Below are 11,787 nucleotides of genomic sequence, written 5' to 3' on the forward strand. Positions count from 1 at the left end.
GGTGCGGCGCCTTGGGGCGCATCGTGTGATACCGCTAGGGCATTGCCGGACTGCTACCGGGTTGCCTCAGTGTGCAAAGAACAGTGTTCAGCGGACTGCATCGCCACAGCATCGTGGCACGCGTGCGAAAGCCTTTGCGAGGCAACGGGCAAAGCCAGCGGATATCACCGCAAACGGGCAAGACTTTGCCGCCGGCCTCTTTTCAGAGGGGGGCGGCAAGTTGCCCGCGGATTACCACTGCGAGCCAGTGTAGTGGGCGCTGGCGGCGCGCGCGCGGTTCATAGCGTCATGGACTTCAGTGACGTAGTCGGCAAAGGCACCGACAGCGCGGGCGATCGCAGAGCCGGCTTGCTTGAGCAGGGCTTGCGGTTGGATGTTCTGTTGGCTTTCCATTGCGCCACGGAGCAGGTCGCGCTCGAGGGCATCGGTCAGGCGGGCGTTTTGGTTCAGGGTCAGTTCAGTCATGGTATTTCTCCAGTCCGTTTCGTCATGGGGTAAACCATTATAGGGATAACCCTAAGTGCATTGCAACATAAAACTGTGGATAAGTTGTAACTCCCTCTAACCGTGGTGGTTTCGCAACTGGCGTGCAGCGTTCGCCAGTTCTCCCGCTGTCAGTCCTATAGGGCCGACGCCGGCCGATACCAGCGCGTCGGCAGCCGCGCCGTGTAGCCAGACCGCGCCCGGCACGGCCTGATCCAGCGTGATGTTCTGGGCAATCAGACTGCCCATCATGCCGGCCAGGACATCTCCCGTCCCGGCCGTGGCGAGGCCTGGATTACCTGTGCGATTGATCCAACACCGGCCATCGGGCCGGCAGACGAGCGTGCCTGCCCCTTTGAGAACGACCCAGGCCTGATGCCGTTGAGCCAGGGCTCGGGCCGCATGCTGACGATTGGCCTGAATTTCCCGGCTGGTGCAATTCAGCAGCCGGGCAGCCTCGGCAGGGTGAGGGGTCAAAATCACCGTGCCGGGTCCCCACGCGGGCAATAGCCCTCCCGCCAGGAGGTTGAGCCCGTCGGCATCCAGGATCAGAGGGGTATTGCCCCGCAGCGCAAATAACCTGTTGAGGGTGTTCAATGCCTGTGTACCCGTTCCGAGTCCGCAGCCTGCCACCCAGGCGTCCACAGGGAGGGCGGCCTGAAAAAGCGAAGCGGCATCGCGCAACATCAACTCTGGCTGCAGCAAATCGCACGCGATCGGGCAGTCTGTTTGAGCAAATCCAATCAGTACCTTGCCAGCCCCGGTTTTCAGCGCAGCTCGTCCGGCCAGTAACGCCGCTCCCACCATGCCGGGGCCGCCGCCGATGATCGCCACGGTGCCAAATGTGCCTTTGTGAGCCTCGGTAGGGCGCGCCGCAAACAAAGAGGGCAAGTTCTCGGGACAGATCGAGGTGGGTTCCCCCTCTGACGCCGAGAGATTGGGAAGGGGACGGATATTGGTCTGGTGGTCGGGCATAGTCAGGCGGTATTCGCTAGGTTGAACTCCCGCTTGCTGCCCGAGAGCAGCGGCAGGCGACTATCCACTATAGTGCCCGGAAAGCATTCACATCGCACGGAGGAGATCATGTCCGATACATCGCTCGCGCATTACGCGCGTTACCAATCCCTGAAACTGCGCCGTCATCCGCAGGGCGTCCTGGAAATCATCATGGGGTCCCGAGGTGGCGTGGCGGGGAAACTGTCTACGGCCGACGAACATCTACATCGAGAGCTGGCCGATATTTGGCGCGACGTGGATACGGACCCGGATACCCGGGTCGTGGTGCTTCGTGGCGAGGGCAAGGGCTTTTCCGGCGGTGGGGATCTGGAATTGGTCGAGCAGATGGCCGATGATTTTCAAGTGCGGTCCCGCGTCTGGCGCGAGGCACGCGACCTGGTCTACAACGTGATCAACTGCAACAAACCCATCGTGTCCGCCATGCACGGCGCAGCCGTGGGGGCTGGTCTGGTCGCCGGGCTGCTGGCCGACATTTCCATTGCCGCTCGCGATGCCCGCATCATTGACGGGCATACCCGGCTCGGGGTAGCTGCCGGCGACCATGCCGCCATCGTCTGGCCGCTACTGTGCGGCATGGCCAAGTCGAAGTACTACTTATTATTGTGCGAAACCGTCAGTGGCGAGGAAGCCGAACGCATCGGCCTCGTCTCGTTGTGCGTGGATGAGGCAGAGCTCATCGCCAAGGCTTTCGAAGTCGCAGGCAAATTGGCCAACGGTTCTCAAACCGCCATCCGCTGGACCAAATATGCGCTGAACAACTGGCTGCGTATGGCGGGGCCCAGTTTCGATGCCTCACTGGCATTGGAATTCATGGGCTTTGCGGGGCCGGACGTGCGCGAGGGCATACAGTCCTTGCGCGAGCGGCGTCCGCCGAATTTCAGTGCGGACGCGCCGTTCTGAGTGGACGAGCCCGCGCAGACTGCGCGAACGGGTGTCGGTAGCCGGCGCTTGTTGCCTTATGTGGCGCTGCGTGGCGCCATCAACGTTTGTTCAAAAAGCGCGCGAAAGCGTCCTGCGCCTCTTGGGTTTTCAGGCGTGCCCGAAACTGCGTGGCTTCAAATTCCAGCGTTTCCGCAATGGCCTCGCGATCAGCGCGCTTGAGCATGTTCTTGGTCAGGCGCAGCGCTTGACGTGGTTGTTCGGCTAGTACCGCGGCGACTTGTTTCGCCATGGCCAACGCGTCGCCAGGGTCGGTGACAGCGGTGGCCAGCCCCGCATCTTGCGCCTCGTCGGCGCTGAACGCTTTGCCTTGCAGCAGCCATTGCGCAGCCTTACGCGCACCGGCCAGACGCGGCAGCAACAGACTGGATGCGCCCTCTGGACACAGGCCGAGCGCGACAAACGGAATCCGCAAGGTCGCATTGCGGGCAACATAGACAAAATCGCAATGCTGCAGCAGTGTCACACCGATCCCGATGGCATAACCCTCTACCGCCGCGATGACCGGCACGTCCGTGGCGATCAGGGCCCGCAGAAAGGTCATTCCCGCGCTGTCGCCCTCGGGACGGTCGGCCTGAAAATCATGCAAATCATTGCCGGCGGTGAAATGTTCGCCTGTGCCCGACAAAATGATGGCGGACAAGCCAGGATCCTCGGTTGCCTGACGCAGTTGATCCGCCAATGCATAATAGGTCGCGATATCCAAGGCATTGCGGCGTTCGGGCCGATTGAGCGTCAGTTGCAGAACCGAGCCGGCGCGTTCGACGATGAGGCTATTTGGCATGGTCTCAATCCTCAGTGACTCAATTGGCCAGTGTTTTGCCCGCCAGGCGGTCCTGACTCTGTCGATATTCCTGCCGCAGTGTCGCCACGATCTCGGCCGCTGGACGCACGCTGTCTATACCGCCTACTCCTTGTCCCGCGCCCCAGATGTCTTTCCAAGGCTTGACGCGGGTTGATCCAAAATTGGACGCGCCCGTATCGGGAACGGGCAGGTTGGCAGGATCCAATCCTGCCGCCGCGATGCTGGCCTTCAGATAGTTGCCGGGTATCCCGGTAAAGAACGGCGTGTACAAAATATCCGACGCACTTGCATCCACGATTGCCTGTTTATATGCCCCTGAGGCGTTGGCTTCGGCGCTCGCGATAAATCGGGTACCCATATAGGCAAAATCCGCCCCCATCGCCAGCGCACCCAATATCCCTGCACCCGAGGTGATCGCGCCCGACAAAATAATCGGACCGTCATAAATACGCCGCACCTCGGACAACAAGGCGAACGGGCTGAGCGTGCCAGCATGGCCGCCTGCACCCGCGCACACCAGAATCAGACCATCGACCCCGGCTTCCAGCGCTTTCTCGGCATGGCGCAGCGTCGTCACATCATGGAAAACCTTTCCTCCCCATGCATGAATTTCCGCGACCAGATCCCCGGGCGCCCGCAGGCTGGTGATGATAAAGGGCACTCGATGTTTACCGCAGCTCTGCAGATCGTGTTCCAACCGATCGTTGGACTGGTGAATGATCTGATTCACCGCAAACGGCGCTACCACCGCCGACGGATTGGCCTGCCGATAATCGGCCAGCCCCGCTTGTACCTCCGACAGCCAGTCGTCCAGCAGAGTCTGGGGGCGGGCGTTTAGCGCAGGAAAGGACCCCATCACGCCGCTCGTGCACTGCGCCACCGTCAATTTCGGATTCGACACAATAAACATGGGCGAGCAGATGACCGGCAACGTCATCTGCGCATAGAGCTGATTGACCAGGGAATTGGGCTGAGCTTCGTCGCGTGCGTTCATGATGAGGAGACGTAGTGGTTGAAAGAGGGGAGAACACGTGCTTATAATTACCTACCGGCTGTCCGGTAATTAATTTTCTTTCATTTAACGGCATGCGTCGCGGGCCTGTCAATGCAGGTTTATCGGTGTAGCCGGCCACGCCAGATTCAGGTCGCCATGTCTACTAGCCCGCTCGCTGCCAAACGCCCCCGTGCTGGCCGGCCGCCCACGATGGCCGCTCCTCGGGAACGCATCCTGGAAGAGGCTGCCCGGCTATTCGCCCGTTGCGGCTACGAGAGCAGCTCGATCGCCGATCTGGCCGCCGCCATTGGTGTGTCCAAGGCCGCCATTTATCACTACTACACGACCAAACAAGATATCTACGACGCCATCATTCTGGATGTGCTGGCTGGGCTGACCGCCGCCGTGTCGCATGCGGTCTCCCAGGCCACGGCAGCTCCAGAGCGTCTACGTCAATTCATGGTGGCTCACGCCCGTTATTTTGAAGACCACCACGCCCAGTTCGTCACCATGCTGATTGGCTATTCGGGGATGGCCATCACCGAACGCGAGGATGCTGCCCGCCTGCGCGATGGTTACGAACGACTGCTGCGCCAGATCATTGCCGATGGCATCGCGCGCGGTGAGTTCCGTTCCTTGGACGTCGCGGCCAGCGGCCGTGCGGTGTTGTCGATGTTGAACTGGATGGCGCGTTGGTACCAGCCAGGCGGTGCGCAGACCGCCGAGGCCATCGCCGCCGGCTATTTCGATTTACTGAGTGGAGGAATGAATGCGTAACGACCGCAAGCCTCGCGTTCACCAGACGGCTTTTTCTTTCTTATTCTTTTTGCGTTAACAGATCTCATCATGGCCCTCGATACTGAAACCTTGAACTTGTTGCTGGACGCGGTCCGCCGCTTTGTGACCGATCGGCTCGTTCCTGCCGAAGACGCGTTGGCGCATAGTGGTGAGATTCCCGACGACATCGTCGCCGAGATGCGAGATTTGGGCCTGTTTGGCTTGTCCATTGCTCCCGAATACGGTGGCCTGGGACTGACCATGGAAGAAGAAGTCCGCGTCGTATTCGAGCTCGGACAGACGTCTCCCGCTTTTCGCTCGCTGGCCGGCACCAATATCGGTATCGGCTCACAATCCATCGTTCTGGCCGGGACCGACGAGCAGCGCAGCCATTACTTGCCCAAGCTAGCCAGCGGCGAATTGATCGGCTCTTTTGCGCTGACTGAGCCCGATGCAGGCTCTGACGCGCTATCGTTGCGCACGACTGCCGTGCGCGATGGCGATCATTACGTCTTGAATGGCACCAAGCGCTTCATTACCAACGCCCCCATCGCGGGTCTGTTTTCCGTGATGGCTCGTACCGCGCCCGAACGCAAGGCCTCATCCGTCTCGTGCTTGCTGGTCGATGCCGGAACCCCAGGCGTGACCTTGGGCAAGCCCGACAAGAAAATGGGCCAGGCGGGCGCGCTGACCTGCGACGTGATTTTCGATAATTGCCGTGTTCCTGCGTCGGCCTTGTTGGGGGGCGAGGAGGGCAATGGTTTCCGTACGGCGATGCGCGTGCTCGACAAAGGCCGTCTGCACATTTCAGCGCTGTGCGTAGGTATCGCCGAGCGCCTGATCCGCGATGCCGTCCAATACGCCACACAGCGCAAGCAGTTTGGCCAGCCTATCTCCGAATTCCAACTCATCCAAGCCATGATTGCCGACAGCCAGGCCGAGCTCTACGCCGCACGCTGCATGGTCCTGGATGCCGCGCGCAAGCGCGATCGCGGCGAGAACACCACACTGGAGGCCGCATGCTGCAAGCTCTACGTCACCGAAATGGTCGGTCGCGTGGCTGACCGCGCGGTACAGATCCACGGCGGTGCGGGCTATATCTCTGAATACGCTGTCGAGCGCTTCTATCGTGACGTGCGTCTGTTCCGCATTTTCGAGGGGACGTCGCAGATCCAGCAGTTGGTGATTGCACGCGAGACAATCAAGGCATATTCGTAATGCCCATGGTCGGCGCGGCGCACGCGATACGATGCAAGCGGCAGTGCACAGCGTTTCATGTGCGCTATCGAACGCTTGCACCCTACCGCGCTGCGCTCCATGTGCGAAATACGCACAAGAACGTGCGGAAAACAGAATACGCCTTGACCGCGGCAGGGGCTAATATCCAAAGGCTTTTCCCTCTGACCGCTTGATCACGCAGCTACTGCATTTACCTATCGCTCACATGTCACAACGACCCGCTCCCCTGACCGGCATTCGCGTTCTGGATCTGACTCGCGTCCTGGCCGGCCCCTGGTGCACTCAGAATCTTGCCGATCTGGGTGCCGAAGTCATCAAAATCGAGCGCCCAGGCTCGGGTGACGATACCCGCGCCTGGGGGCCTCCCTACCTGCAAGACGCCGACGGCGCAGACACCACAGAGGCCGCCTACTACCTGAGCGCCAATCGCAACAAGTACTCGGTGGCGCTGGATATCGCCTCGCCGCGCGGCGCCGAATTAGTGCGCCAACTGGCTCGCCAGAGCGACATCCTGGTCGAAAACTTCAAGGTCGGCGGTTTGCGTAAATACGGCCTCGACTACGAGAGCCTGAAAGCCGAGAATCCGGCGTTGATCTACTGCTCGATCACCGGCTTCGGCCAGACCGGTCCCTACGCCAGCCGTCCGGGCTATGACTTCATGATTCAGGGCATGGGCGGCTTGATGAGCATCACCGGCGAGCGCGACGATCTGCCCGGCGGCGGCCCGCAGAAAGCCGGCGTTGCCGTTGCTGACCTGATGACCGGCATGTATTCCACTGTCGGCATCCTGGCCGCTCTGCATGAGCGTAGCCGCAGTGGTTTGGGCCAGCACATCGACATGGCCTTGCTGGACTGCCAGGTCGCCATGATGGCCAATCAAAACTTGAACTTCATGACCTCGGGCAAGGCCCCGCAGCGTGCCGGCAACGCGCACCAGAACCTGGTGCCTTATCAGGTCTTCGCCGCGGCCGATGGCCATTTGATCGTGGCTGTGGGCAACGATAGCCAGTTCCGCAACTATTGCCGCGTCATTGGCACGCCCGAGTTGGCCGAGGATCCGCGCTTTGCCACCAACCCGCAGCGCGTGAAAAATCGCGAAGCTTTGGTGCCGTTGCTCAGCGAGCGTATGGCAACGGGCAAACGCGACCATTGGCTGGCCGAGCTCGAGTCCGCTGGCGTTCCCGCCGGCCCCATCAACACGCTGGATCAGGTGTACGAGGATCCTCAGGTGCAGGCCCGCCAAATGCGGCGCGAACTGCCTCATCCCACGGCTGGCGTGGCCCCCATCGCCGCCAGCCCCTTGAAATTCTCGGATAGCCCCGTGCAATATCGCCGCCCTGCGCCCTTGCTGGGCGAGCACACTGAGCAAGTGCTCTCAGAGCGGCTGGGCTTGTCCGAAGCAGAAATCCAGGCACTAAAAACATAGGAGTAGACACGATGACAAGCGATATTCAAACCATTGCCGTGGTAGGTGCGGGCGCCATGGGCCGAGGCATTGTGCAAATCGCTGCTCAGGCAGGCGTGCAGGTCCGCCTGTACGACACGAGCGCCGATGCCGTGGCCGCCGCGCGCGAGTCCCTGCGTCAGTTGTGGGACAAACTCGCGAAAAAGGGCAAGCTCAGTCCCGAGCAGGCCGACGCCGCATTGGCACGCGTCGTGCCCGCCGCCAGCTTGCAAGATCTGGCAGACACGCAGCTCGTCATCGAGGCCATCGTCGAGCGGTTGGATATCAAGCGCGACCTGTTTTCTCAACTCGAAGCCATCGTCGGCGCTGACTGCATCCTGGCCTCCAACACCTCGTCGTTGTCGATCACTGCGATTGCCGCTGCGTGCAAGCATCCCGAGCGCGTAGCGGGCTTTCATTTTTTCAACCCCGTCGCGTTGATGAAGGTCGTCGAAGTCATCGACGGCCTGCGCACCGATCCGGCAGCGGGTGATGCCCTGGCCGCTTTGGCGCGCCGCATGGGCCATACGCCTGTCCGTGCCAAAGACATGCCCGGCTTTATCGTCAACCATGCGGGCCGTGGGATGAACATCGAGGGTTTGCGCGTCGCACAGGAAAACGTCGCGCCCTTTGCGCAAATCGACGCCATCATGCGCGAACAGGCGGGCTTTCGGATGGGGCCCTTCGAGCTGATGGATCTGACGGCGCTGGACGTTTCGCATCCGGTGATGGAATCCATCTACCGCCAGTTCTTTGACGAGCCGCGCTTCCGGCCGTCGCCTATTACCACCGTGCGCTTGGCAGGTGGCCTCATCGGCCGCAAAGCCGGCGAAGGCTTTTACGCCTACCCAGACGGTCAAAAGCAAGTCCCGGCCGAGCCACCCGTGCCAGCGGCCCAGGCAGGCCTGCAAGTCTGGATCAGCCCAGCGCATGCCGAGGGACACGCCCGTGCCCGCGCCTTGCTGCAAAGTCTGAACGCCAATCTCGTCGAGGCCGCCGAGCCGCCCGCCCAGGCCTTGATCATCGTGACGCCGTTCGGCGAAGACGTCTCCACCAGCGTTTACCAACAGCGACTGGACGCGGCTCGCACCGTTGGTCTGGACACGCTGCATCCCTTGGAAAGCGGCAAACGCCGTACGCTGATGCTTTCGCCAGCCACCCAAGCAAATTGGCGTGATGCTGCGCATGCCTTGCTGGCTGGCGACGGCGCACCCGTCAGTGTGATTCAAGACTCCCCGGGTTTTGTTGCGCAACGCATCGTGGCCGCCATCGTGAATGTGGCGGCGGAGATTGCCCAGCAGGCCATTGCAACGCCTGCCGATATCGATCGTGCTGTGACGCTGGGTCTGGGCTATCCCGCCGGCCCGCTCGCCATGGGCGACGCCTTGGGCGGTGAGCGCATTCTCGAAATCCTGCGCAATCTGCAACGCGTCACGGGCGACATGCGTTACCGCCCCAGCCTGTGGCTGCAGCGCCGCGTGCAACTAGGATTGCCGCTGCTGGCCGAAGCAGTTGCGTAAACCACAATGAGACGAGGCGCCTCTATCGGGTGCCTCGCCGTCTGGTTCTGATTCGACTGACTCTCAATGGCGTGATCGATCGCGAAACCGCCAGTCTTCAATGCCGCTTGCTGATTACTTAGCGGCATTCACCATATATTCGACCGCGGCCCGGATATCGTCTTCAGAGGCATTTGCCGCTCCGCCCTTTGGCGGCATGGCACCTTTGCCCTGCATGGCAACCTTCACCATCGCGTCGATGCCTGTCTTGATATAAGGCTCCCAGGCTGCTTTGTCAGCAAACTTGGGTGCGCCGGCGATCCCTGCGCTATGACAGGCGAAGCAGGTGCTTTTATAGAGCTTTTCCCCGGCCGGATTGACTGCAGCCTGTGCCTGCTGAGGGGCTGGCGCCGGGGCGGGGGCTGCAGCGGCTGGAGCCGGAGCAGGTGTATTACCGGCCGCTGGAGCAGGGCTTGGTGCTGCGGCGGCCGGAGCCGCTGGCGCTGCAGCGGGCTGTGAGGCTGCTGCCGAGGCCCCTGCTTGCTCAGGTGCCGCCGGTTCGTCAAACGACCCGCCTGACTGATTCGCCATGTACACCACGGCGTGAGCCACTTCGTAGTCGCTTAGTGCAGGGTTGCCGCCTTTTGCGGGCATGGCGCCTTTGCCATGCAACGCGACGTTCAACATGGTGTCGTAGCCACTCTGGATAAATGGCCCCCAGGCTGCCTTGTCTCCGAGTTTGGGTGCGCCAGCCACACCCGCGGTGTGACAGGCCGTACAGACAGCTTGAAAGACCTGTTCTCCGGTCTTGAAGACCTTGGGTGCATTGGCGTCGACGAGCTCGAAACCCGATACTGGGGCAATACGCTTATTAATGGCGTCTGTGGTTAGTGTGTCGGAGCCCGCACCCACTTTAGTGCCCGATGTGACCATATTCACGAGCAAAATAATGATGAGGATGGGGAGGACAAAAGCCAGCACGACCGTGACGATCAGCTGTTTGGGGGTCTTGATGGGCGAGGCGTGTTCTTCGTTGTGTTCCTGCTCGTTGCTCATAACCTATATCCTGCAAATCGGGTACCGGGGCGCCTAATGGCGGCAACAGACGACGAATCAACTACTACGCAAGGAGTGGTCGCAAAGCAAGACCGACCCCGCATGCAAACGCCCGATTATATAACGCATGTGAAACAAAAACAGGGACGGCAGGACATTCCATATGTCGCACCACCGCAAGAAGCAAAAACTTAGGTACAATACCGCCTCTTTGCGCCCGTAGTTCAATGGATAGAATGAGAGTTTCCGAAGCTCTTGATACAGGTTCGATTCCTGTCGGGCGCGCCAAGAATTCAACAGCTTGCTGATTTTTCTTATAAAAATTAATGGAATCGGCTGGTTCATCAGAACGATGACGACGGCCAATGCGTCGCCATCATCGTCTGGTCAGAGCTGTACACGCTAGGCTCTCATGCGAACTTATCTATCCTCTTTGCCTTCACCTCTCCCGGCGTTGGGCTAACGGTATTCGCTTGCTGGTCTTGCATTTTTTCAGTACGTTCTGCATCACTTAGTTGAGCGTAGGAAATCGTGTCTTTGAGATAATCGCGGCTCGGTCCCGCTGGCGACTCTTTTACGATATCGAGGGCACTTTTTCCGGTATGGTCCTTTGCGTTGACCAAATCGAGCCGTTGTCCAGACTTATTGGCAACGCCGATTAGCATGTCCACTTCCTCCTGGTTTCCGCTCGCGGCAGCCACATGCAGCAGCGTCTGCCCGTTTTTATCGGTAGCCATGACGTCGAATTTTTCGTCAGTGATAAATTTGTTGAACTCTGCCGGATTGTGCTCCTTGATCAAGTCAGATGCTTGCTTGAAAGAGTCTTTCTGTGGACTAATTAAATTGCCGATCGCACGGCCGACAGCGGTGTGTACAGGAAACCAATAGGAAAGTGCAGTCTTAACGCTTATGCTCATAGTGTGCCTCACCGTATAGAGAACTGACTGAATGGGAAAATTGCTGCATAAGCCCGCCAAGTCCACGAATCCCTGCTAATGGCACAACGGCAGCTACTACTGCTTAGTGAAATAAGTAGCCTGTCTATGTATGTGTATTCCTCGCAAAAATTCCTGCATGGATGGCCAGCGCGGTGAGTTCTGCCTCTGCCGCCCACGGCAGGGCAGATAAATTCCTGGTCTTGTCCGCTTCTTTTTCAATGCTTTTCGCGAAACCGGCCAGCGCTGATAGGGATTTGGAGCCGGGACGCTGCTGGGCTTCTATCGCACCCCTGGGTAGATCAATACCGCTGCGCTGCGCGCGCGTAATGAGCTCGCTGAAGTCTTCCTGAATGTGTTGCGGTACTGGGTGCTTCCTGGCAGATGTGTTGCGTGGCTTCAGGACGCGGCTCTTCGCGATGCCGGTGCCGTTCGGCTTTTCATGACATTGTTCGGGCCCACTAGAGAAACAGAAATCATGGATTGGCGATAGCTTCATGGAGAATCCTCAGTGTCACGACTCGCAGACAACGTACACCGCCATTTCTGATCAACAATGCTGACGGTGAATTGCGTCAGGTCATGATCGTGGCGTTAGC

At 59.9% G+C, this 11,787-nt stretch carries 12 protein-coding genes and 1 tRNA gene; 6 read left to right on the plus strand and 7 right to left on the minus strand.

Features of this window, described 5'->3' with window-relative positions; genetic code table 11:
• Positions 1–231: 231 nt before the first annotated feature.
• On the minus strand, positions 232–465 hold the full coding sequence (locus tag ACNA0J_RS01390; protein WP_415815644.1) for a hypothetical protein: 234 nt from the start codon (positions 463–465) through the stop codon (positions 232–234).
• A gap of 96 nt (positions 466–561) precedes the next feature.
• The gene (locus tag ACNA0J_RS01395; protein ID WP_415815646.1) at positions 562–1,458 is read right to left on the minus strand and encodes an NAD(P)H-hydrate dehydratase; all 897 of its coding nucleotides are present in this window, start codon (positions 1,456–1,458) and stop codon (positions 562–564) included.
• 108 nt (positions 1,459–1,566) lie between these two features.
• Here ACNA0J_RS01395 and ACNA0J_RS01400 point away from each other — a divergent pair, with 108 nt between their 5' ends.
• Positions 1,567–2,400 carry an enoyl-CoA hydratase/isomerase family protein gene (locus ACNA0J_RS01400; RefSeq protein WP_415815647.1) on the plus strand — a complete coding sequence of 278 codons (834 nt, stop codon included), beginning with the start codon at positions 1,567–1,569 and terminating at the stop codon, positions 2,398–2,400.
• A 79-nt stretch (positions 2,401–2,479) separates the two neighbouring features.
• On the opposite strand, the gene ACNA0J_RS01405 is transcribed toward ACNA0J_RS01400, so the two are convergent.
• Positions 2,480–3,223 (minus strand): enoyl-CoA hydratase-related protein, encoded by a 744-nt coding sequence (locus ACNA0J_RS01405; protein ID WP_415815649.1) that lies wholly within the window; start codon positions 3,221–3,223, stop codon positions 2,480–2,482.
• Between the two features lie 19 nt (positions 3,224–3,242).
• Positions 3,243–4,238: an NAD(P)H-dependent flavin oxidoreductase gene (locus tag ACNA0J_RS01410; RefSeq protein WP_415815651.1), complete on the minus strand. Its 996-nt coding sequence runs from the start codon at positions 4,236–4,238 to the stop codon at positions 3,243–3,245.
• A 156-nt stretch (positions 4,239–4,394) separates the two neighbouring features.
• Between ACNA0J_RS01410 and ACNA0J_RS01415 the strand changes: the two genes are divergently transcribed.
• The 4 genes from ACNA0J_RS01415 to ACNA0J_RS01430 all read left to right on the plus strand — a co-directional run bounded on the left by ACNA0J_RS01415 (position 4,395) and on the right by ACNA0J_RS01430 (position 9,218).
• Positions 4,395–5,015, plus strand: a complete 621-nt coding sequence (locus ACNA0J_RS01415; protein WP_415815653.1) for a TetR/AcrR family transcriptional regulator — start codon at positions 4,395–4,397, stop codon at positions 5,013–5,015.
• A 69-nt stretch (positions 5,016–5,084) separates the two neighbouring features.
• Positions 5,085–6,233 (plus strand): acyl-CoA dehydrogenase family protein, encoded by a 1,149-nt coding sequence (locus ACNA0J_RS01420; protein WP_415815655.1) that lies wholly within the window; start codon positions 5,085–5,087, stop codon positions 6,231–6,233.
• Positions 6,234–6,459: 226 nt separating this feature from the next.
• The gene (locus ACNA0J_RS01425) at positions 6,460–7,680 is read left to right on the plus strand and encodes a CaiB/BaiF CoA transferase family protein (protein ID WP_415815657.1); all 1,221 of its coding nucleotides are present in this window, start codon (positions 6,460–6,462) and stop codon (positions 7,678–7,680) included.
• An 11-nt stretch (positions 7,681–7,691) separates the two neighbouring features.
• Positions 7,692–9,218: a 3-hydroxyacyl-CoA dehydrogenase gene (locus ACNA0J_RS01430; RefSeq protein ID WP_415815659.1), complete on the plus strand. Its 1,527-nt coding sequence runs from the start codon at positions 7,692–7,694 to the stop codon at positions 9,216–9,218.
• A gap of 114 nt (positions 9,219–9,332) precedes the next feature.
• On the opposite strand, the gene ACNA0J_RS01435 is transcribed toward ACNA0J_RS01430, so the two are convergent.
• The gene (locus ACNA0J_RS01435; protein ID WP_415815661.1) at positions 9,333–10,253 is read right to left on the minus strand and encodes a c-type cytochrome; all 921 of its coding nucleotides are present in this window, start codon (positions 10,251–10,253) and stop codon (positions 9,333–9,335) included.
• Positions 10,254–10,466: 213 nt separating this feature from the next.
• Here ACNA0J_RS01435 and ACNA0J_RS01440 point away from each other — a divergent pair.
• Positions 10,467–10,541 (plus strand) — tRNA-Arg (locus tag ACNA0J_RS01440).
• Between the two features lie 122 nt (positions 10,542–10,663).
• Here the strand turns inward: ACNA0J_RS01440 and ACNA0J_RS01445 are convergent.
• Entirely contained in the window at positions 10,664–11,170 is a 507-nt protein-coding gene (locus tag ACNA0J_RS01445; RefSeq protein ID WP_415815663.1) for a hypothetical protein, read from the minus strand.
• 124 nt (positions 11,171–11,294) lie between these two features.
• Positions 11,295–11,687: a hypothetical protein gene (locus ACNA0J_RS01450; protein ID WP_415815665.1), complete on the minus strand. Its 393-nt coding sequence runs from the start codon at positions 11,685–11,687 to the stop codon at positions 11,295–11,297.
• Positions 11,688–11,787: the final 100 nt, after the last annotated feature.

This window comes from Bordetella tumbae (assembly GCF_965139195.1).
Lineage (GTDB): Bacteria > Pseudomonadota > Gammaproteobacteria > Burkholderiales > Burkholderiaceae_B > Bordetella_A > Bordetella_A tumbae.